17 protein-coding genes, 4 tRNA genes and 3 rRNA genes are annotated in these 20,935 nt (G+C 44.7%); 20 read left to right on the forward strand and 4 right to left on the reverse strand.

The features are described from left to right. Window positions 1-7 precede the first annotated feature (7 nt). A complete protein-coding gene (gmuG, locus tag MHB62_RS03170; RefSeq protein WP_032722948.1) occupies window positions 8-1,096 on the forward strand; it encodes a mannan endo-1,4-beta-mannosidase in 1,089 nt (362 codons plus the stop codon). A gap of 60 nt (window positions 1,097-1,156) precedes the next feature. Here gmuG and MHB62_RS03175 read toward each other — a convergent pair whose 3' ends face one another. Continuing rightward, window positions 1,157-2,011, reverse strand: coding sequence for a manganese catalase family protein (locus MHB62_RS03175; RefSeq protein WP_032722949.1), 855 nt, complete (start codon window positions 2,009-2,011; stop codon window positions 1,157-1,159). A gap of 334 nt (window positions 2,012-2,345) precedes the next feature. Between MHB62_RS03175 and MHB62_RS03180 the strand changes: the two genes are divergently transcribed. The 12 genes from MHB62_RS03180 to tsaD all read left to right on the forward strand — a co-directional run bounded on the left by MHB62_RS03180 (window position 2,346) and on the right by tsaD (window position 11,533). Then, a tRNA-Arg gene (locus tag MHB62_RS03180) sits at window positions 2,346-2,422 on the forward strand. A gap of 13 nt (window positions 2,423-2,435) precedes the next feature. Next, window positions 2,436-2,509, forward strand: a tRNA-Gly gene (locus MHB62_RS03185). A gap of 161 nt (window positions 2,510-2,670) precedes the next feature. Then, window positions 2,671-4,220: ribosomal RNA gene (locus MHB62_RS03190) — 16S ribosomal RNA — on the forward strand. Window positions 4,221-4,390: 170 nt separating this feature from the next. After that, window positions 4,391-7,318: ribosomal RNA gene (locus MHB62_RS03195) — 23S ribosomal RNA — on the forward strand. A gap of 55 nt (window positions 7,319-7,373) precedes the next feature. Next, a 5S ribosomal RNA gene (gene rrf, locus MHB62_RS03200) occupies window positions 7,374-7,489 on the forward strand. Together the 16S, 23S and 5S rRNA genes with 4 tRNA genes alongside form the textbook arrangement of a ribosomal RNA operon. A 14-nt stretch (window positions 7,490-7,503) precedes the next feature. Continuing rightward, window positions 7,504-7,580: transfer RNA gene (locus MHB62_RS03205), tRNA-Met, on the forward strand. A gap of 60 nt (window positions 7,581-7,640) precedes the next feature. Further along, window positions 7,641-7,717, forward strand: a tRNA-Asp gene (locus tag MHB62_RS03210). 179 nt (window positions 7,718-7,896) lie between these two features. Further along, window positions 7,897-8,874 (forward strand): thiamine-phosphate kinase, encoded by a 978-nt coding sequence (gene thiL, locus MHB62_RS03215; RefSeq protein ID WP_032722961.1) that lies wholly within the window; start codon window positions 7,897-7,899, stop codon window positions 8,872-8,874. Between the two features lie 14 nt (window positions 8,875-8,888). Continuing rightward, window positions 8,889-9,365, forward strand: a complete 477-nt coding sequence (gene tsaE / locus MHB62_RS03220; RefSeq protein WP_032722962.1) for a tRNA (adenosine(37)-N6)-threonylcarbamoyltransferase complex ATPase subunit type 1 TsaE — start codon at window positions 8,889-8,891, stop codon at window positions 9,363-9,365. After that, window positions 9,346-10,035, forward strand: coding sequence for a tRNA (adenosine(37)-N6)-threonylcarbamoyltransferase complex dimerization subunit type 1 TsaB (gene tsaB / locus MHB62_RS03225; protein WP_003234078.1), 690 nt, complete (start codon window positions 9,346-9,348; stop codon window positions 10,033-10,035). The genes tsaE and tsaB overlap by 20 nt, the downstream gene beginning before the upstream one ends. Before the next feature lie 9 nt (window positions 10,036-10,044). Beyond that, a complete protein-coding gene (gene rimI / locus MHB62_RS03230) occupies window positions 10,045-10,500 on the forward strand; it encodes a ribosomal protein S18-alanine N-acetyltransferase (protein WP_003243019.1) in 456 nt (151 codons plus the stop codon). After that, on the forward strand, window positions 10,493-11,533 hold the full coding sequence (gene tsaD / locus MHB62_RS03235) for a tRNA (adenosine(37)-N6)-threonylcarbamoyltransferase complex transferase subunit TsaD (protein ID WP_032722963.1): 1,041 nt from the start codon (window positions 10,493-10,495) through the stop codon (window positions 11,531-11,533). Before rimI ends, tsaD begins: the two co-directional genes overlap by 8 nt. 228 nt (window positions 11,534-11,761) lie before the next feature. On the opposite strand, the gene MHB62_RS03240 is transcribed toward tsaD, so the two are convergent. Next, on the reverse strand, window positions 11,762-13,690 hold the full coding sequence (locus tag MHB62_RS03240; protein WP_029317385.1) for an ABC-F family ATP-binding cassette domain-containing protein: 1,929 nt from the start codon (window positions 13,688-13,690) through the stop codon (window positions 11,762-11,764). 125 nt (window positions 13,691-13,815) lie between these two features. On the opposite strand from MHB62_RS03240, the gene moaC reads away from it, so the two are divergent. The 4 genes from moaC to tatC are packed head-to-tail and all read left to right on the forward strand — an operon-like array spanning window position 13,816 to window position 15,938. Continuing rightward, window positions 13,816-14,328: a cyclic pyranopterin monophosphate synthase MoaC gene (gene moaC, locus MHB62_RS03245; RefSeq protein WP_003243499.1), complete on the forward strand. Its 513-nt coding sequence runs from the start codon at window positions 13,816-13,818 to the stop codon at window positions 14,326-14,328. After that, complete coding sequence (locus tag MHB62_RS03250; protein ID WP_003234073.1) at window positions 14,325-14,972, forward strand: redox-sensing transcriptional repressor Rex; 648 nt, start codon at window positions 14,325-14,327, stop codon at window positions 14,970-14,972. Before moaC ends, MHB62_RS03250 begins: the two co-directional genes overlap by 4 nt. Before the next feature lie 21 nt (window positions 14,973-14,993). Next, the gene (gene tatAY, locus MHB62_RS03255) at window positions 14,994-15,167 is read left to right on the forward strand and encodes a sec-independent protein translocase protein TatAY (protein WP_003234072.1); all 174 of its coding nucleotides are present in this window, start codon (window positions 14,994-14,996) and stop codon (window positions 15,165-15,167) included. A 6-nt stretch (window positions 15,168-15,173) separates the two neighbouring features. Further along, window positions 15,174-15,938, forward strand: coding sequence for a twin-arginine translocase subunit TatC (gene tatC / locus MHB62_RS03260; RefSeq protein WP_015252680.1), 765 nt, complete (start codon window positions 15,174-15,176; stop codon window positions 15,936-15,938). A 231-nt stretch (window positions 15,939-16,169) separates the two neighbouring features. Here the strand turns inward: tatC and MHB62_RS03265 are convergent, their stop codons facing one another. Further along, a complete protein-coding gene (locus MHB62_RS03265; protein WP_003225680.1) occupies window positions 16,170-16,361 on the reverse strand; it encodes a YdiK family protein in 192 nt (63 codons plus the stop codon). Continuing rightward, a complete protein-coding gene (locus tag MHB62_RS03270) occupies window positions 16,358-17,092 on the reverse strand; it encodes a CPBP family intramembrane glutamic endopeptidase (protein WP_003234069.1) in 735 nt (244 codons plus the stop codon). The genes MHB62_RS03265 and MHB62_RS03270 overlap by 4 nt, the downstream gene beginning before the upstream one ends. Window positions 17,093-17,329: 237 nt before the next feature. On the opposite strand from MHB62_RS03270, the gene groES reads away from it, so the two are divergent. From groES to MHB62_RS03285, 3 genes are all read left to right on the forward strand, one after another. Further along, a complete protein-coding gene (gene groES, locus MHB62_RS03275) occupies window positions 17,330-17,614 on the forward strand; it encodes a co-chaperone GroES (RefSeq protein ID WP_003155970.1) in 285 nt (94 codons plus the stop codon). 46 nt (window positions 17,615-17,660) lie between these two features. Then, a complete protein-coding gene (groL, locus tag MHB62_RS03280; RefSeq protein ID WP_003234067.1) occupies window positions 17,661-19,292 on the forward strand; it encodes a chaperonin GroEL in 1,632 nt (543 codons plus the stop codon). A gap of 657 nt (window positions 19,293-19,949) precedes the next feature. Then, entirely contained in the window at window positions 19,950-20,918 is a 969-nt protein-coding gene (locus MHB62_RS03285; protein WP_032722964.1) for an alpha/beta hydrolase, read from the forward strand. Window positions 20,919-20,935 lie beyond the last annotated feature (17 nt).

The following is a 20,935-nucleotide window of genomic DNA, read 5'->3' on the forward strand; positions in this document are numbered from 1 at the left end:
GTTGCATTTGTTTAAGAAACATACGATCTCTTTGCTCATTTTATTTTTACTTGCGTCTGCTGTTTTAGCAAAACCAATTGAAGCGCATACTGTGTCGCCTGTGAATCCTAATGCACAGCAGACAACAAAAGCAGTGATTAACTGGCTTGCGCACCTGCCGAACCGAACGGAAAACAGAGTCCTTTCCGGAGCGTTCGGAGGTTACAGCCATGACACATTTTCTATGGCTGAGGCTGATAGAATCCGAAGCGCCACCGGGCAATCGCCTGCTATTTACGGCTGCGATTATGCCAGAGGATGGCTTGAAACAGCAAATATTGAAGATACAATAGATGTAAGCTGCAACAGCAATTTAATATCGTATTGGAAAAATGGTGGAATCCCGCAAATCAGCTTGCACCTGGCGAATCCTGCTTTTCAGTCAGGGCATTTTAAAACACCGATTACAAATGATCAGTATAAAAAAATACTAGATTCTTCAACAGTAGAAGGAAAGCGGCTAAATGCCATGCTCAGCAAAATTGCTGACGGACTTCAAGAGTTGGAGAACCAAGGTGTGCCTGTTCTGTTCAGGCCGCTGCATGAAATGAACGGCGAATGGTTTTGGTGGGGACTCACATCATATAACCAAAAGGATAATGAAAGAATCTCTCTATATAAACAGCTCTACAAGAAAATCTATCATTATATGACCGACACAAGAGGACTTGATCATTTGATTTGGGTTTACTCTCCCGACGCCAACCGAGATTTTAAAACTGATTTTTACCCGGGCGCGTCTTACGTGGATATTGTCGGATTAGATGCGTATTTTCAAGATGCCTACTCGATCAATGGATACGATCAGCTAACAGCGCTTAATAAACCTTTTGCTTTTACAGAAGTCGGCCCGCAAACAGCAAACGGCAGCTTTGATTACAGCCTATTTATCAACGCAATAAAACAAAGATATCCTAAAACCATTTACTTTCTGGCATGGAATGATGAATGGAGCCCAGCTGTAAACAAGGGGGCTTCAGCTTTATATCATGACAGCTGGACACTCAATAAGGGAGAAATATGGAATGGCGATTCTTTAACGCCAATCGTTGAGTGAATCCGTAATGTCACAATTAAGAAGGTGCTCAAGAAGTTTCTTGAGCACCTTCCCACTGGATTAAGCATTCATATCGCCTAACCCAGGACTGTGTTCATTTGGTATTTCAGGAAGCACTGGTACGGGAAAACCTGCCGGAGGATCTATGACTTGTAACTCTCCGCCATTTCGGCTTGGAGATTTCCCCTGATAGATTTCACCGATTCTCGTTTCATCCAACCTAAAGTTAAACTGTGCATTATGGTAGCCTAATTCGACATACTTTCTGCACTCAGGATATTTATTAATGTCATAATTCGGTACAGGGAGGAGCTTCGCCCACTCAACGCCCAATGTCTCGAGCGCTTTCGCGAATGCATTCTGGTGAGCATTGTCGCGTACAATCAGAAAAGCAAGTGTTTCGCGGAACGTCTGATTAGAGCTCATTTCATAAATTCTTGTTTTTTGCAGCACACCTGTCGACTCAAGAAGCAGGTTATCCAGCAGGTCAGTAATTAAGTTTCCGTGGTTATACACCCACGACCCGTTCCACGGATTGCCCCCTGCATCAACAGGAAGGGAACTTTGCGCTCCAATAATATAATGATGAGGATTAGCATGTTTAACCGCTTCATCAAGTGGCGCTTGATCTGCACCTTGACTGCCGACACCTTCACTGCCTGATTCATCTAATAAAGCATTGATTGTGTTTTGAACCAGTTCAACGTGGGCAATCTCCTCTAAAAAAATGCCGCGAAGCAGATCGCGGTACTGTTTCTGCTTTCCTCTGAAATTAGAGCTTTGGAAAAAAAACTGCATCATTGTACGCATTTCTCCGTAATGACCGCCTAATATCTCCTGCAGGACCTTAGCAGCTGCCGGGTCTGGCTTGTCCGGTTTAATGATATTAATCAGTTCCTCTTTGTAGTAATACATGACACGCCTCATTTCTTCTTAAGAGATTTTCTATATTATTTGTAAGATGAGATAAAATATATACATGATAAGCATGGGAAGGCGTGAAAGAAGAAAATAAAAAAATACAGGAAAAGTGTTGACCAAATAAAACAGGCATGGTATATTATTAAACGTCGCTGATGAACAGCGTGAAACAAAACAGAAAAACAAAAAAGTTTTTCTAAGGTGTTTACAAAATTTCAAAAATGTGTATAATAAGAAAAGTCGAATTGAAAAAGATTCGAAAAACATTTTTAAAAAACTTCTTGACTTCAACATCAAATGATAGTATGATAGTTAAGTCGTTTGATAAGCGCCCGTAGCTCAATTGGATAGAGCGTTTGACTACGGATCAAAAGGTTAGGGGTTCGACTCCTCTCGGGCGCGCCATATAAGATACCATGCGGGTGTAGTTTAGTGGTAAAACCTCAGCCTTCCAAGCTGATGTCGTGAGTTCGATTCTCATCACCCGCTCCATTATTGAATGATCTTTGAAAACTAAACAAGACAAAACGTACCTGTTAATTCAGTTTTTAAAAATCGCACAGCAATGTGCGTAGTCAGTCAAACTAGGGCCTGCACGACGTAGGTCACACAGGTGTCGCCGCAGGATGCGGTGAACTTAACCTGTGATCCATTTATCGGAGAGTTTGATCCTGGCTCAGGACGAACGCTGGCGGCGTGCCTAATACATGCAAGTCGAGCGGACAGATGGGAGCTTGCTCCCTGATGTTAGCGGCGGACGGGTGAGTAACACGTGGGTAACCTGCCTGTAAGACTGGGATAACTCCGGGAAACCGGGGCTAATACCGGATGGTTGTTTGAACCGCATGGTTCAAACATAAAAGGTGGCTTCGGCTACCACTTACAGATGGACCCGCGGCGCATTAGCTAGTTGGTGAGGTAATGGCTCACCAAGGCAACGATGCGTAGCCGACCTGAGAGGGTGATCGGCCACACTGGGACTGAGACACGGCCCAGACTCCTACGGGAGGCAGCAGTAGGGAATCTTCCGCAATGGACGAAAGTCTGACGGAGCAACGCCGCGTGAGTGATGAAGGTTTTCGGATCGTAAAGCTCTGTTGTTAGGGAAGAACAAGTACCGTTCGAATAGGGCGGTACCTTGACGGTACCTAACCAGAAAGCCACGGCTAACTACGTGCCAGCAGCCGCGGTAATACGTAGGTGGCAAGCGTTGTCCGGAATTATTGGGCGTAAAGGGCTCGCAGGCGGTTTCTTAAGTCTGATGTGAAAGCCCCCGGCTCAACCGGGGAGGGTCATTGGAAACTGGGGAACTTGAGTGCAGAAGAGGAGAGTGGAATTCCACGTGTAGCGGTGAAATGCGTAGAGATGTGGAGGAACACCAGTGGCGAAGGCGACTCTCTGGTCTGTAACTGACGCTGAGGAGCGAAAGCGTGGGGAGCGAACAGGATTAGATACCCTGGTAGTCCACGCCGTAAACGATGAGTGCTAAGTGTTAGGGGGTTTCCGCCCCTTAGTGCTGCAGCTAACGCATTAAGCACTCCGCCTGGGGAGTACGGTCGCAAGACTGAAACTCAAAGGAATTGACGGGGGCCCGCACAAGCGGTGGAGCATGTGGTTTAATTCGAAGCAACGCGAAGAACCTTACCAGGTCTTGACATCCTCTGACAATCCTAGAGATAGGACGTCCCCTTCGGGGGCAGAGTGACAGGTGGTGCATGGTTGTCGTCAGCTCGTGTCGTGAGATGTTGGGTTAAGTCCCGCAACGAGCGCAACCCTTGATCTTAGTTGCCAGCATTCAGTTGGGCACTCTAAGGTGACTGCCGGTGACAAACCGGAGGAAGGTGGGGATGACGTCAAATCATCATGCCCCTTATGACCTGGGCTACACACGTGCTACAATGGACAGAACAAAGGGCAGCGAAACCGCGAGGTTAAGCCAATCCCACAAATCTGTTCTCAGTTCGGATCGCAGTCTGCAACTCGACTGCGTGAAGCTGGAATCGCTAGTAATCGCGGATCAGCATGCCGCGGTGAATACGTTCCCGGGCCTTGTACACACCGCCCGTCACACCACGAGAGTTTGTAACACCCGAAGTCGGTGAGGTAACCTTTTAGGAGCCAGCCGCCGAAGGTGGGACAGATGATTGGGGTGAAGTCGTAACAAGGTAGCCGTATCGGAAGGTGCGGCTGGATCACCTCCTTTCTAAGGATATTATACGGAATATAAGACCTTGGGTCTTATAAACAGAACGTTCCCTGTCTTGTTTAGTTTTGAAGGATCATTCCTTCGAAACGTGTTCTTTGAAAACTAGATAACAGTAGACATCACATTCAATTAGTAACACAAGATATCACATAGTGATTCTTTTTAACGGTTAAGTTAGAAAGGGCGCACGGTGGATGCCTTGGCACTAGGAGCCGATGAAGGACGGGACGAACACCGATATGCTTCGGGGAGCTGTAAGCAAGCTTTGATCCGGAGATTTCCGAATGGGGAAACCCACCACTCGTAATGGAGTGGTATCCATATCTGAATTCATAGGATATGAGAAGGCAGACCCGGGGAACTGAAACATCTAAGTACCCGGAGGAAGAGAAAGCAAATGCGATTCCCTGAGTAGCGGCGAGCGAAACGGGATCAGCCCAAACCAAGAGGCTTGCCTCTTGGGGTTGTAGGACACTCTGTACGGAGTTACAAAAGAACGAGGTAGATGAAGAGGTCTGGAAAGGCCCGCCATAGGAGGTAACAGCCCTGTAGTCAAAACTTCGTTCTCTCCTGAGTGGATCCTGAGTACGGCGGAACACGTGAAATTCCGTCGGAATCCGGGAGGACCATCTCCCAAGGCTAAATACTCCCTAGTGACCGATAGTGAACCAGTACCGTGAGGGAAAGGTGAAAAGCACCCCGGAAGGGGAGTGAAAGAGATCCTGAAACCGTGTGCCTACAAGTAGTCAGAGCCCGTTAACGGGTGATGGCGTGCCTTTTGTAGAATGAACCGGCGAGTTACGATCCCGTGCAAGGTTAAGCAGAAGATGCGGAGCCGCAGCGAAAGCGAGTCTGAATAGGGCGCATGAGTACGTGGTCGTAGACCCGAAACCAGGTGATCTACCCATGTCCAGGGTGAAGTTCAGGTAACACTGAATGGAGGCCCGAACCCACGCACGTTGAAAAGTGCGGGGATGAGGTGTGGGTAGGGGTGAAATGCCAATCGAACCTGGAGATAGCTGGTTCTCTCCGAAATAGCTTTAGGGCTAGCCTCAAGGTAAGAGTCTTGGAGGTAGAGCACTGATTGGACTAGGGGCCCCTACCGGGTTACCGAATTCAGTCAAACTCCGAATGCCAATGACTTATCCTTGGGAGTCAGACTGCGAGTGATAAGATCCGTAGTCGAAAGGGAAACAGCCCAGACCGCCAGCTAAGGTCCCAAAGTATACGTTAAGTGGAAAAGGATGTGGAGTTGCTTAGACAACCAGGATGTTGGCTTAGAAGCAGCCACCATTTAAAGAGTGCGTAATAGCTCACTGGTCGAGTGACTCTGCGCCGAAAATGTACCGGGGCTAAACGTATCACCGAAGCTGCGGACTGTTCTTCGAACAGTGGTAGGAGAGCGTTCTAAGGGCTGTGAAGCCAGACCGGAAGGACTGGTGGAGCGCTTAGAAGTGAGAATGCCGGTATGAGTAGCGAAAGAGGGGTGAGAATCCCCTCCACCGAATGCCTAAGGTTTCCTGAGGAAGGCTCGTCCGCTCAGGGTTAGTCGGGACCTAAGCCGAGGCCGAAAGGCGTAGGCGATGGACAACAGGTTGATATTCCTGTACCACCTCCTCACCATTTGAGCAATGGGGGGACGCAGGAGGATAGGGTAAGCGCGGTATTGGATATCCGCGTCCAAGCAGTTAGGCTGGGAAATAGGCAAATCCGTTTCCCATAAGGCTGAGCTGTGATGGCGAGCGAAATATAGTAGCGAAGTTCCTGATTCCACACTGCCAAGAAAAGCCTCTAGCGAGGTGAGAGGTGCCCGTACCGCAAACCGACACAGGTAGGCGAGGAGAGAATCCTAAGGTGATCGAGAGAACTCTCGTTAAGGAACTCGGCAAAATGACCCCGTAACTTCGGGAGAAGGGGTGCTCTGTTAGGGTGCAAGCCCGAGAGAGCCGCAGTGAATAGGCCCAGGCGACTGTTTAGCAAAAACACAGGTCTCTGCGAAGCCGTAAGGCGAAGTATAGGGGCTGACGCCTGCCCGGTGCTGGAAGGTTAAGAGGAGCGCTTAGCGTAAGCGAAGGTGCGAATTGAAGCCCCAGTAAACGGCGGCCGTAACTATAACGGTCCTAAGGTAGCGAAATTCCTTGTCGGGTAAGTTCCGACCCGCACGAAAGGCGCAACGATCTGGGCACTGTCTCAACGAGAGACTCGGTGAAATTATAGTACCTGTGAAGATGCAGGTTACCCGCGACAGGACGGAAAGACCCCGTGGAGCTTTACTGCAGCCTGATATTGAATGTTGGTACAGCTTGTACAGGATAGGTAGGAGCCTTGGAAACCGGAGCGCCAGCTTCGGTGGAGGCATCGGTGGGATACTACCCTGGCTGTATTGACCTTCTAACCCGCCGCCCTTATCGGGCGGGGAGACAGTGTCAGGTGGGCAGTTTGACTGGGGCGGTCGCCTCCTAAAAGGTAACGGAGGCGCCCAAAGGTTCCCTCAGAATGGTTGGAAATCATTCGCAGAGTGTAAAGGCACAAGGGAGCTTGACTGCGAGACCTACAAGTCGAGCAGGGACGAAAGTCGGGCTTAGTGATCCGGTGGTTCCGCATGGAAGGGCCATCGCTCAACGGATAAAAGCTACCCCGGGGATAACAGGCTTATCTCCCCCAAGAGTCCACATCGACGGGGAGGTTTGGCACCTCGATGTCGGCTCATCGCATCCTGGGGCTGTAGTCGGTCCCAAGGGTTGGGCTGTTCGCCCATTAAAGCGGTACGCGAGCTGGGTTCAGAACGTCGTGAGACAGTTCGGTCCCTATCCGTCGCGGGCGCAGGAAATTTGAGAGGAGCTGTCCTTAGTACGAGAGGACCGGGATGGACGCACCGCTGGTGTACCAGTTGTTCTGCCAAGGGCATCGCTGGGTAGCTATGTGCGGACGGGATAAGTGCTGAAAGCATCTAAGCATGAAGCCCCCCTCAAGATGAGATTTCCCATTCCGCAAGGAAGTAAGATCCCTGAAAGATGATCAGGTTGATAGGTCTGAGGTGGAAGTGTGGCGACACATGGAGCTGACAGATACTAATCGATCGAGGACTTAACCATATTTTTGAATGATGTCACACCTGTTATCTAGTTTTGAGAGAACACTCTCAATTTGTTTGGTGGCGATAGCGAAGAGGTCACACCCGTTCCCATACCGAACACGGAAGTTAAGCTCTTCAGCGCCGATGGTAGTCGGGGGTTTCCCCCTGTGAGAGTAGGACGCCGCCAAGCATTACTTTTATCATCGCGGGGTGGAGCAGTTCGGTAGCTCGTCGGGCTCATAACCCGAAGGTCGCAGGTTCAAATCCTGCCCCCGCAACCAAATATATGATTAAATAAGGAGTGCCCTAAGGGTACAACTAAAATAATCTTATACAAATATGGTCCGGTAGTTCAGTTGGTTAGAATGCCTGCCTGTCACGCAGGAGGTCGCGGGTTCGAGTCCCGTCCGGACCGCCATTAATGTAAACGAAACGATCATGTTTTCGTTTTTTTTGTGTTTTCTTTTACTATATCTTCTGCTTGGTGTCATAGCCAAGCTTTCTTTATATCGGGAACATCTTGGATATTTCAGCAAAATTCGATAAACTAGGAAGAGCACATATAGGATAAGCAGGGTTGAAAGGAGATTTTGGTTCATGGATGAATTTGATTTGATACATAGCATTACTCCGCGGACCATTCACCATTCTTCCGTTGATGTAGGAATAGGTGATGATGCAGCGCTCTACACTGCGAAACACGGCGTTCAGGAAATTGTTTGTGTTGATACTATGGTAGAAGACGTGCACTTCAAATTACACTATTCCTCACCTGAAGATATCGGGTATAAGGCGTTAGCCGTTAATATAAGTGATATTGCCGCGATGGGAGGCATTCCGAAATTTTATTTGGTATCACTTGCGGTACCTTCAAAATGGACGGCATCCGAAATCAAGGCGATGTATGAAGGAATGAATGAACTGGCGAAACTATATCAGATGGATCTGATTGGCGGCGATACAGTTTCTACCGCTGACAAATTAGTCGTTACAGTCACTGTGATCGGTGAAGTTGAAAAGGGACAGGCCTGTTTGCGCAGCTTAGCAAAACCGAATGATATTGTGTTTGTAACCGGTGAAATCGGTTCTTCTGCAGCAGGGCTTTCTTTATTGCTGGAAGAGACTAATCCTCAAAACTCATCTGTGGAAACGGATTACTTTATCCACAGGCATAAACGGCCTGAGCCAAGAGTAAGCGTCGGCAGATTATGCTCGATTTTTAAACGGGCAGCTTTAAATGATGTTAGTGACGGATTGGCTAGTGAACTGAACGAGATTGCAGAAGCCAGCTGTGTTTCAATTGAAATTGTTGAAAGCATGCTTCCAATTCATTCTGATTTACCTAAGCTTCATCCTAACTGGAAAGAATGGGCTTTGTTTGGCGGTGAGGATTTTGAGCTGACAGGGACGGTTTCAAAAGAGGAGTGGGAAGTGTTGAAGCAGCAGTGCGCAGCACGTCAACTTCCCATTACAAAGATTGGTCATGTCAGGAAAAAAACAAAATCTAAAGTGATCCTAAAAACAGATCAAACATCAATGATCTTAGAGAAAAAGGGATATAATCATTTTAAATAAGACGGGTGACTCGTGTGAAGCAATTAAAATGGAGAACTGTAAATCCAGAAGAAACAAAAGCAATTGCCAAGCTTGCGGCAGCGTTTGCTAAACCGGGAGACGTCCTGACATTAGAGGGCGATTTAGGTGCAGGAAAAACGACTTTTACGAAAGGTTTTGCAGAAGGGCTGGGAATTACACGTATTGTAAACAGTCCGACTTTTACAATTATAAAAGAATATAACGATGGCGTACTTCCTCTTTATCACATGGATTTGTATAGAATGGAAGATGAAAGTGAAGATTTGGGACTTGATGAATATTTTCACGGACAAGGTGTCTGTCTCGTTGAATGGGCTCATTTAATTGAAGAACAGCTGCCGCAGGAGCGACTGCAAATTGTCATCAAAAGAGCTGGTGATGATGAGCGGGAAATTACCTTTACTGCTGTCGGGAATCGGTATGAAATGCTTTGTGAGGAGTTAAGTAGACATGACAATATTAGCAATTGATACATCAAATTATACATTGGGCATTGCGTTGCTTCGAGAAGACACCGTTATAGCAGAATACATTACATACTTGAAAAAAAACCACTCTGTAAGAGCGATGCCTGCTGTTCATTCATTGCTGAATGATTGTGATATGGCACCGCAGGACCTTTCTAAAATTGTCGTTGCAAAAGGCCCTGGTTCATACACAGGAGTAAGAATAGGTGTGACGTTGGCCAAAACACTTGCCTGGTCTTTAGACATTCCAATAAGTGCTGTATCAAGTCTTGAGACGCTTGCGGCAAATGGCCGGCATTTTGACGGTCTGATCAGCCCAATCTTTGATGCTAGACGGGGACAGGTGTACACAGGTCTGTATCAATATAAAAATGGGCTTTTAGAGCAAGTTGTTCCAGATCAAAATGTGATGCTGGCAGATTGGCTGGAGATGCTAAAAGAAAAGGACCGCCCTGTTTTGTTTTTAGGCCATGATACTTCTCTTCACAAGCAGATGATCGAGGATGTGCTTGGAACAAAAGGGTTCATTGGAACTGCCGCCCAGCATAACCCGCGTCCTTCAGAATTGGCTTTTCTCGGGAAGGAAAAGGAAGCAGCTGATGTTCATGGGCTTGTCCCGGATTACTTGCGGCTGGCAGAAGCTGAAGCGAAATGGATTGAAAGTCAAAAGTAGGGTGATAGGATGAAAACAAAAGCAGCGGTTAGAAATATGCGGCTTGAAGATATAGATCACGTATACGAAATCGAAGCATCCTCCTTTACGTCTCCTTGGACGAAGGATTCGTTTTATCATGAGCTGCTGGAAAATCCGTATGCTCATTATCTCGTGATTGAAAAGGACGGCCATCTTGCTGGGTATTGCGGGATTTGGATTGTGATGGACGATGCCCAAATTACAAATATAGCGATAAAACCAGAGTATCGCGGCCAGTCTTTAGGAGAAACGCTTTTTCGCTCAGCTGTTGAACTGTGCAAAGAAAAAGACGCAAGGCGGCTTTCGCTTGAAGTGAGGGTTTCGAATCATCCTGCTCAAGGCTTATATAAGAAATTCGGGATGCAGCCCGGCGGAATAAGAAAGAACTATTATACTGATAACGGGGAAGATGCGTTAATTATGTGGGTGACGATAAATGAGTGAGCAAAAAGACATGTACGTATTAGGAATTGAAACAAGCTGTGATGAGACTGCTGCAGCTATTGTGAAAAACGGGAAAGAGATCATTTCAAACGTAGTAGCCTCTCAAATTGAAAGCCATAAGCGCTTCGGAGGCGTTGTTCCGGAAATTGCTTCAAGACATCATGTTGAACAAATCACTTTGGTTATAGAAGAGGCGTTTCGCAAAGCTGGCATGACGTATAGTGATATTGATGCGATTGCAGTAACAGAAGGTCCGGGACTGGTGGGGGCGCTTCTTATTGGAGTGAATGCCGCTAAAGCATTGAGCTTTGCACATAACATTCCGTTAGTAGGCGTTCATCATATAGCCGGTCATATATACGCGAACCGTCTTGTAGAAGACATCGTGTTCCCGGCACTGGCATTGGTCGTTTCAGGAGGCCATACAGAACTGGTTTATATGAAGGAACATGGATCATTTGAAGTCATTGGGGAAACCCTTGATGATGCGGCAGGAGAAGCCTACGACAAAGTGGCGCGGACGATGGGATTGCCATATCCGGGTGGACCGCAAATTGACAAGCTAGCTGAAAAAGGGAATGACAATATTCCGCTTCCTCGCGCATGGCTTGAAGAAGGCTCTTACAACTTCAGCTTTAGCGGGTTGAAGTCTGCGGTGATCAATACGCTTCATAATGCATCCCAAAAAGGGCAAGAGATTGCTCCGGAAGATTTGTCTGCCAGCTTCCAAAATAGTGTGATCGATGTCTTGGTAACCAAAACGGCGCGCGCGGCAAAGGAATATGATGTCAAACAGGTCCTTTTAGCCGGAGGAGTAGCTGCAAACAGAAGCCTCAGAGCTGCATTAGAAAAGGAATTTGCCCAGCATGAAGGGATTACGCTTGTCATTCCTCCATTAGCTTTATGCACGGATAATGCTGCGATGATTGCTGCTGCTGGTACAATTGCTTTTGAAAAAGGAATTCGCGGTACATATGATATGAATGGCCAGCCCGGCCTTGAATTGACTTCTTATCAAAGTCTCACGAGATAATAGCGTGAGACTTTTTATATGTTTGTTATTAACAGATAATTCACAACTTATCAACATGTCTGTGAGTAATTATAGAGATATAGATGGATAAAGGGCTGAAGTCGCTGTTAATAAAGTGGATAAATTCAGAATATTTTGTGGATATTGTGTATAAAGCGCTTACTTTGTTTTGCTTATTAGGGTATGTTCTGTGGATAAAAAGCACCTCTAAAAAGAGGTGCTTGACTTTTAATCTTCTTCTGTGGATAGTTCTTCCCATTCGGACAAAAGAGATTCCAGCTCCTGATTGAGCTTCTCATTGTCTGCATGGATAGCTTGTACTTTTTCATGATCCTGATAGACTTCAGGGTCACATAGCAATTCATCATTGCGGCTGATGTTCTCCTCAATGGTTTGAACGGTGGTTTCAATTTCTTCAATCCGACGGAGTCGTTGGCGCTCTTTCTTTTTCCATTCTTTTTCTTCCTCGTAGGAACGTTTGGAGTCAGACTTCACAGTAGCTGGCGTTTTTTCAGTTTCTTCTTGCTGATTTATTTTCTCCAATTCAAGCTGCTCTGTTTTTTTCTCTGTATAATAATCGTAATCTCCCAGATACTCCTCTATATGGCTTGAAGAAAGCTCCAATACTCTTGTGGCGATTCTGTTAATAAAATATCTGTCATGTGAGACAAATAACAGTGTGCCTGGATAATCAATCAGCGCGTTTTCGAGAACTTCTTTGCTGTCTAAATCCAGATGGTTAGTCGGTTCATCAAGGATGAGAAAGTTGGCTTTTTGAAGCATCAGCTTAGCTAGAGCCAATCTTGCTTTTTCGCCTCCGCTCAGTGAATGAACTGGTTTCAGCACATCATCTCCGGAGAATAAGAAATTTCCGAGACACGTTCTGATTTCTTTTTCTGGGAGCCCGGGGTACTCGTCCCACAGCTCATCAAGGACACGTTTAGAGGAAGTCAGCTCAGCCTGTTCCTGATCATAATAGCCGACACTGACATTTGAGCCGTATGAGATCGTTCCTTGATCTGGTTTTAGGGTGTCTATCAATGTTTTCAGCAATGTCGATTTACCAATTCCGTTAGGGCCGACAAGCGCTGCGCTTTCTCCTCTTGTGAGCATGAATGACACTTCTGTTAAAAGCGGCGGCTGGTTTTCATAGCTGATTGTGAGATCCTGAACACGAAGGACTTCATTTCCGCTCTGTTTTGTAATATCAAAATGAAAGTTTGCGGATTTTTCATCGCCAAGCGGTTTTGACATGACTTCCATTCGCTCAAGTTGCTTTCTGCGGCTTTGCGCCCTTTTGGTGGTAGAGGCTCTCGCCAGATTTCGGTCTACGAAGTCTTGCAGCTTTGCAATTTCGTCCTGCTGCTTTTCATACATTTTCAGATCTTTTTCATACTGCGCGGCTTTTTGGTCGAGATAAGCGCTGTAGTTGCCGTGATACTTTTTGCTTTCTGCTCTTGATACCTCGTATACCTGGTTTACTACTTTGTCCAAAAAGTAGCGGTCATGCGAAACGATGAGAATGGCGCCTGAATAGCCTTGCAAATAATGCTCAAGCCAGGTAAGCGTATCAATATCCAGATGGTTTGTCGGCTCATCGAGAATGAGCAAATCAGGCTGTGTTAACAGAAGCTTACCTAAAGCCAGTCTTGTTTTCTGGCCTCCGCTGAGGCTTTGAACCTGTGTAGAATCGTCAAAATGGCTGAAGCCGAGACCATGCAGCACAGATCTAACATCCGCTTCATATTGATAGCCGCCTTTATCTTTGAATTCCTGCTGAAGGCGGTCATAGGTTTTCATGATGCTTTCTAATTCACCCGGGTCAGCTGCCGCCATTTTTTCTTCCATAGCCCGCATTTCCTTTTCCATTGCTTTTAAGTGGTCAAAAACAGTCAGCAGCTCTTCTTTTATGGTAAGCTTAGAATCCAAGCCAGTATGCTGAGCGAGATATCCCATTGTAATATCTTTCGGTTTAATAATTTCGCCCTTTTCATACGAAAGCTGGCCTGCGATAATTTTAAGGAGCGTGGATTTTCCGGCGCCATTTCTTCCAACAATGGCGATGCGATCACGATTTCTGACTTCCAGCTTTATATTGTTTAAAATAGTATCAGCACCAAACGATTTGGACAGCTGATTAACTTGTAAGATCATCATATTATTTCACCTCTGCTATAATAAGTTAAGTGTAGCTTATGAACCAGAAGTCAGCAAACAATACATTGGCCATATAAGACATAGAGAAGAAAATAGTGTATGATCTGTTTAAGGAGCGTTTTAATATGAATGGATTTTCTCATTTTAATGAACAGGGCAGAGCCCAGATGGTGGATATCAGCGAAAAATCTTCGACTGTCCGTACTGCGGCGGCTGTTTCAAGCGTACACATGAAGAATGAAGTGTACGAGAAAATACAAAGTCACGATATCGGCAAAGGAGATGTACTGGCTGTCGCACAGGTGGCAGGCATTATGGCCGCAAAGCAAACGTCGAATATCATTCCGATGTGCCACCCACTTTCACTGAGCGGGGTAGATATATCGTTTGACTGGAAAATAAAAGAAGCAGAAGTTATACTTCATATAAAAGCACAGGTCAAAACGAAAGGGAGTACAGGTGTGGAAATGGAAGCGCTCACTTCTGCATCGGTGTGCGCTCTTACCGTTTACGATATGTGCAAGGCTCTTGATAAGGGGATGGTCATCGGCCCTACTTTCTTGCTGGAGAAAACAGGCGGGAAAAACGGTGACTTTAAAAGAGAACTATCCGAGTATAATTTGGAGGACCAAAAATGAATAAGGATCAATCAAAAATTCCGCAGGCGACGGCGAAACGGTTGCCGCTTTACTATCGCTTTTTAAAGAATCTGCATGCGTCAGGAAAACAGCGTGTATCATCCGCTGAACTCAGTGATGCCGTAAAGGTTGATTCTGCCACGATTCGGAGGGATTTTTCCTATTTTGGAGCTCTTGGCAAAAAAGGATACGGATATAATGTGGATTATTTGCTGTCTTTTTTCCGAAAAACGCTTGATCAGGATGAGATGACAGACGTCATCTTGATTGGTGTCGGGAACTTGGGAACGGCATTTCTTCACTATAATTTCACAAAAAATAATAACACAAAAATTTCTATGGCTTTTGATATAAATGAGAGTAAAATAGGAACTGAGGTAGGCGGCGTGCCCGTCTATAACCTTGATGACCTTGAACAACACGTAAAAGATGAATCAGTTGCCATTCTTACAGTGCCAGCAGTTGCCGCTCAATCCATTACAGACAGATTGGTCGCATTAGGAATCAAGGGAATCCTTAATTTTACGCCGGCCCGTTTGAATGTGCCGGAACACATTCGAATTCATCATATAGATTTAGCAGTTGAGCTTCAGTCACTGGTTTATTTTTTGAAGCATTATTCAGTTTTAGAGGAAATCGAATAGAGGGAAAGGAGGAGCCTAAATATGCCGATCGGTCCTGGAAGCCTTGCTGTTATCGCAATCGTTGCTCTGATTATCTTCGGTCCCAAAAAGCTGCCTGAATTGGGGAAAGCAGCGGGAGACACACTTCGTGAATTCAAAAACGCTACTAAAGGATTAACGAGTGATGAAGAGGAAAAAAAGAAAGAAGACCAGTAAGTTAGGATGACACGAATGAAAGTGAATCAAATGTCGCTGCTGGAGCATATTGCTGAGCTTCGAAAACGGTTGCTGATTGTAGCGCTGGCGTTTGTCGTTTTCTTTATTGCTGGATTTTTTTTAGCAAAGCCGATTATTGTGTACCTCCAAGAAACAGATGAAGCGAAGCAGCTTACGCTTAACGCGTTTAACCTGACAGACCCGCTTTATGTGTTTATGCAATTTGCATTTATCATCGGCATAGTCTTGACCTCGCCAGTTATTCTTTATCAGCTTTGGGCTTTTGTGAGCCCGGGCCTCTATGAGAAAGAGCGCAAAGTAACGCTCAGCTACATTCCGATCTCTATTTTGCTGTTTTTAGCGGGCTTATCTTTTTCATATTATATTTTATTTCCTTTTGTTGTTGATTTTATGAAGCGAATTTCTCAGGACTTGAATGTCAATCAGGTGATCGGAATTAATGAATATTTTCATTTTCTTCTGCAGCTGACGATTCCGTTTGGACTGCTGTTCCAAATGCCGGTCATCCTCATGTTTTTGACCAGGCTCGGAATTGTGACACCGATGTTCTTGGCGAAAATCAGAAAGTATGCGTATTTTACGCTGCTGGTGATCGCAGCCCTGATTACACCGCCTGAGCTTCTGTCCCATATGATGGTTACAGTCCCGCTTTTGATTTTATATGAAATCAGTATTCTGATATCGAAGGCCGCTTATCGGAAAGCGCAGAAAAGCAGTGCTGCCGATCAGGACGTGTCTTCGGGGCAATAATAAAAAATCCATTTCTCATGAGGGAAATGGATTCAGCGTGTTGACAAACCCCCGCATTTGTTGTCAAGCCTGTGCGTTGGTGCTCACGAATGAAAACATTCGCTCCGCTCCAATGCTCGCCTTTCCTAGACTTCAAGGGTTTTCAATCACGCTGAAAATGACAAAATCCTAAAACGAAAGCCGTTTTAGGATTTAATTTGAATCCATTTCTCATTCAGAAATGGATTTTCTTTATTTTTGGTTCTTTTTGATTTTAAATGAAAAGGCGAACATCTTAAAAGAAATGCTGATGTTGTAAGCGGCGAACACCATCAGCAGGATGGAGTAAAATGACCACATGCTGCCTGGCGAGCTTGCGGCAAGATAAGTAAAGATGCACCCTACGGCAAAGTAGATCATTCCCCAAACTACCGGGTTTCTCATAAAAATAATCCTCCAATAATCAATTGCATTTGTGTGCTCTGCTGTTCAAGGTAATTCCGAACAGGCTCAAGCTGCATGATGACGACGAATGTATTCATCATTAAATGGGCGAAAATCGGCACCCATATCCGTTTTGTTCTGGCATATAAAAAGGCAAAGGTAAAGCCCATTGCTGTATATAGAAGAAGATGCTTCAAATCAGCGTGAACAATACCGAAAATAACCGAGCTGATCAGTCCTGCAAAAAAGAAATTCGTTTTTTCGTACAGCGCGCCGAAAATGATTTTTCTGAAGATGATTTCTTCTAATATAGGCCCGACGATGGAAGAAACGATAATCATGAGCGGGACTGCCTGAATGACATCCAGAATCGCTTGTGTATTTTCTGATTCTCTTCCGATGCCAAAAACATAATATTCAATAGAGCCTGCTATTCCTTGAGAGAAAAGGGCAATGAAAAAACCGGCTATCGCCCAAAGGATAGAAAGTCCGATTGAGTCCTTCTGTCCGTTTCGCAGCGTTTCTTTCGGAACGGTTCTCAGAATGAGCAGAACAACAACGAGACAGGCGATAAAGCTGATAACGGACCATAATCCTTGTGCATGCAGCATATTTTCATCTGTAGGCTGTCCTCCGGCATAACCGAATTTAAATAACAAGGGAATCGCGATTAATGCGGAAAACTGCATGATGATATATGTCAAAATAATAAACCAATACTGTTTTCTCAAATGGTATGTACTCCTTTGTTAAGTAGGTTTCGTTCATCTACAGCTATTGTAACATAATCGGAACGGGGGTGAAAAAGCTAACGGAAAAGGGACGGAAAAGAATGATGTAAGCGTGAAAAATTTTTTATCTTATCACTTGAAATTGGAAGGGAGATTCTTTATTATAAGAATTGTGTTAGCACTCTTTAGTGATGAGTGCTAAAATTACATATTCATACTATTGAGGAGGTTATTACATTGTTAAAGCCATTAGGTGATCGCGTTGTCATTGAACTCGTAGAATCTGAAGAAAAAACTGCCAGCGGAATTGTGTTGCCGGATTCTGCAAAAGAAAAACCGCAAGAAGGCAAAATCGTGGCAGCTGGTTCAGGTCGCGTGTTAGAAAGCGGAGAGCGCGTTGCTTTAGAAGTAAAAGAGGGCGACCGCATTATCTTCTCAAAATACGCAGGTACTGAAGTGAAATACGAAGGTACTGAATACTTAATCTTACGTGAAAGCGACATTTTAGCTGTTATCGGCTAATTCTTAAATAAACAATATTTAAAACATTTGAGGAGGTCTTGTAAACATGGCAAAAGAAATTAAGTTTAGTGAAGAAGCTCGCCGCGCAATGCTTCGCGGTGTCGATGCACTTGCTGATGCTGTTAAAGTAACTTTAGGACCAAAAGGACGCAACGTGGTTCTAGAGAAAAAATTCGGTTCTCCGTTAATCACAAATGACGGTGTAACAATCGCTAAAGAAATCGAGCTAGAAGACGCGTTTGAAAACATGGGTGCTAAGCTTGTTGCTGAAGTAGCCAGCAAAACAAACGACGTTGCAGGTGACGGTACAACAACTGCAACAGTTCTTGCGCAAGCAATGATCCGTGAAGGCCTTAAAAACGTAACAGCAGGCGCTAACCCTGTAGGCGTGCGTAAAGGGATGGAACAAGCTGTAGCGGTTGCGATCGAAAACTTAAAAGAAATTTCTAAGCCAATCGAAGGCAAAGAGTCTATCGCTCAGGTTGCTGCGATCTCTGCTGCTGATGAGGAAGTCGGAAGCCTTATCGCTGAAGCAATGGAGCGCGTAGGAAACGACGGCGTTATCACAATCGAAGAGTCTAAAGGCTTCACAACTGAGCTTGAAGTTGTTGAAGGTATGCAATTCGACCGCGGATATGCGTCTCCTTACATGGTAACTGACTCTGATAAGATGGAAGCGGTTCTTGACAATCCTTACATCTTAATCACAGACAAAAAAATCACAAACATTCAAGAAATCCTTCCTGTGCTTGAGCAGGTTGTTCAGCAAGGCAAACCATTGCTTCTGATCGCTGAGGATGTTGAAGGCGAAGCACTTGCAACACTTGTTGTGAACAAACTTCGCGGCACATTCAACGCAGTTGCTGTTAAAGCTCCTGGCTTCGGTGACCGCCGTAAAGCAATGCTTGAAGACATCGCTGTCCTTACTGGCGGAGAAGTCATCACAGAAGATCTTGGCCTTGACCTGAAATCTACTCAAATCGCTCAATTGGGACGCGCTTCTAAAGTTGTCGTTACTAAAGAAAACACAACAATCGTTGAAGGCGCTGGCGAAACAGACAAAATTTCTGCCCGCGTGACTCAAATCCGCGCTCAAGTGGAAGAAACAACTTCTGAATTCGACAGAGAAAAATTACAAGAGCGTCTTGCTAAACTTGCTGGCGGCGTAGCTGTCATCAAAGTCGGCGCTGCGACTGAAACTGAACTGAAAGAGCGTAAACTTCGCATCGAAGACGCCCTGAACTCAACTCGCGCAGCTGTTGAAGAAGGCATCGTATCCGGTGGTGGTACAGCGCTTGTAAACGTATATAATAAAGTCGCTGCAGTTGAAGCTGAAGGCGATGCTCAAACAGGTATCAACATCGTGCTTCGCGCGCTTGAAGAGCCAATCCGTCAAATCGCACACAATGCTGGTCTTGAAGGATCTGTCATCGTTGAACGCCTCAAAAACGAAGAAATCGGCGTAGGCTTCAACGCTGCAACTGGCGAATGGGTAAACATGATCGAAAAAGGTATCGTTGACCCAACGAAAGTTACACGCTCAGCTCTTCAAAACGCTGCGTCTGTAGCTGCAATGTTCTTAACAACTGAAGCCGTTGTCGCTGACAAGCCAGAAGAAAACGCTGGCGGCGGAATGCCTGACATGGGCGGCATGGGCGGTATGGGTGGAATGATGTAAAACCGACAAAAAAACCTTGATTTACAAAGGTTTGTCGGCAATGGACGTCATTTTTGATGCCCTTTTGATGCCATTTGTAAATTTCGAGGCTTCTCATGAGTTCACCGAACTTGTGAGAAGCTTCTTTTTTCTGTCTTTCGTAGTTTGATTTTTTCAGCACTGTTCTATATCGATTTTCAATAGTTTTGATAATCCCGATATGAACTATTCAATTGACCAAAATACAAAATTCCACAGGCTCAGATTCCTGTTTACCTTTAACAAACGGCTTACTGTAACTTCAGTAAACTGCATTTCTGTTATGATTATAAAAAGGGTTTAAAAATTATTCGTGCAAATCCTCTGTTACTTCTCTCCCTATTGCAGACAGGAGATGGTATCCTCTCATAAGATAAAAAAGCCCCAGTTATCTAAATAAATAGTGTCACCAACACTCTTAGACGTTTCCCCAAGGAAAACGTTGTCAAAAGAAATCCTATTAAAATGTCTATTTGTGCTGCTTTTTAGCTACTAAGACGATGTATGTAAATTCACTGGCGATGTAGTTAGGTTCTTCCACCAACATCTTGATAATATTGATCCCTACTCTATGGAGACCGACATTCCAATTATTAAATCTAATATTAGTTTTTTATGATTACCAAGGAGGACTTAATAGTGCATTTTTCAGAAATGATAGATCGCTTGGCTTTATATGATTTACACAGAAAAAGAAGCAAAGATAAACATTTTTCTGCTGCTATTGCAGCCGATATCGATGATAGAGAGGAATTTTACAGTGCAAATATAGCTGATGTTTCAATTGACTTGAATGAATCTAAAAAAAATTATAGGGTTGGAACATTTCGTTATGAATCCTTAATTCAAACTGGGAATCCTGTTAATGATACTTTAAAAGGGGAGGTTTTTTTACATAAAAATGATATAGATCAACCCAATGTCATCTTTGTACACGGCTGGCGCATGGATTCGTTCGATAGAATCAAAAAAATATTTCATAAACGTATAATGAACGATTTAGGCTGGAATATGTATTATTATTCTCTTCCATACCATTTTGAAAGAGAACCGGAAAATTCACTGTATAGTGGCGAGTTGATGATTAGTGCAAATATTGATCGTACAATTGAGTCGACAAGACAGGCCATTGTCGATTTACGGGCATTAATTCACTGGATAAAAGCAAATAAAAAAGGCCCTGTTATCATAGTGGGGGTAAGCTTAGGGGGATGGGTTACTAATCTAATTGCAACCCTAGAATCCCAAATTGATGTAGTGGTATCAATCTTTTATGCCAATCGCCTTTCTTATTCAATATGGAACACGATCCCAGGTAAATTCATAAGAGAAGAATTAGAACAAAATGGTGTGACCTATGAAGATTTAACAAAATATTGGAATATCACAGATCCTAGTCAAGCCTTGCCGAAAGTTAATAAAGATAACGTACTGCTGATTTCTGCTAAACATGATCAATATATTGACTTGAAAGATGCAGATTATTTATGGGAAAGTTGGGGGAGACCTACAAGATATGTCTACAATTGTGGTCATTCCGGTATTGTTCTTTGTCGCAAAAAGCTGGCAAATGATACGCTTTCCTTTATACGAGAAAAACTGGTTTGATACATTTGTAGACTTTA

This window comes from Bacillus sp. FSL K6-0255, from assembly GCF_045040725.1.
Taxonomy (GTDB): Bacteria; Bacillota; Bacilli; order Bacillales; family Bacillaceae; genus Bacillus; species Bacillus subtilis.

Coding starts and splice junctions, on each gene's coding strand:
- MHB62_RS03175 (WP_032722949.1), bottom strand. CDS start 2,011: ATGTATTACTACAAAGAGGAACTGATTAATATCATTAAACCGGACAAG.
- thiL (WP_032722961.1), top strand. CDS start 7,897: ATGGATGAATTTGATTTGATACATAGCATTACTCCGCGGACCATTCAC.
- tsaB (WP_003234078.1), top strand. CDS start 9,346: ATGACAATATTAGCAATTGATACATCAAATTATACATTGGGCATTGCG.
- rimI (WP_003243019.1), top strand. CDS start 10,045: ATGAAAACAAAAGCAGCGGTTAGAAATATGCGGCTTGAAGATATAGAT.
- tsaD (WP_032722963.1), top strand. CDS start 10,493: ATGAGTGAGCAAAAAGACATGTACGTATTAGGAATTGAAACAAGCTGT.
- MHB62_RS03240 (WP_029317385.1), bottom strand. CDS start 13,690: ATGATGATCTTACAAGTTAATCAGCTGTCCAAATCGTTTGGTGCTGAT.
- moaC (WP_003243499.1), top strand. CDS start 13,816: ATGAATGGATTTTCTCATTTTAATGAACAGGGCAGAGCCCAGATGGTG.
- MHB62_RS03250 (WP_003234073.1), top strand. CDS start 14,325: ATGAATAAGGATCAATCAAAAATTCCGCAGGCGACGGCGAAACGGTTG.
- tatAY (WP_003234072.1), top strand. CDS start 14,994: ATGCCGATCGGTCCTGGAAGCCTTGCTGTTATCGCAATCGTTGCTCTG.
- tatC (WP_015252680.1), top strand. CDS start 15,174: ATGACACGAATGAAAGTGAATCAAATGTCGCTGCTGGAGCATATTGCT.
- MHB62_RS03265 (WP_003225680.1), bottom strand. CDS start 16,361: ATGAGAAACCCGGTAGTTTGGGGAATGATCTACTTTGCCGTAGGGTGC.
- groL (WP_003234067.1), top strand. CDS start 17,661: ATGGCAAAAGAAATTAAGTTTAGTGAAGAAGCTCGCCGCGCAATGCTT.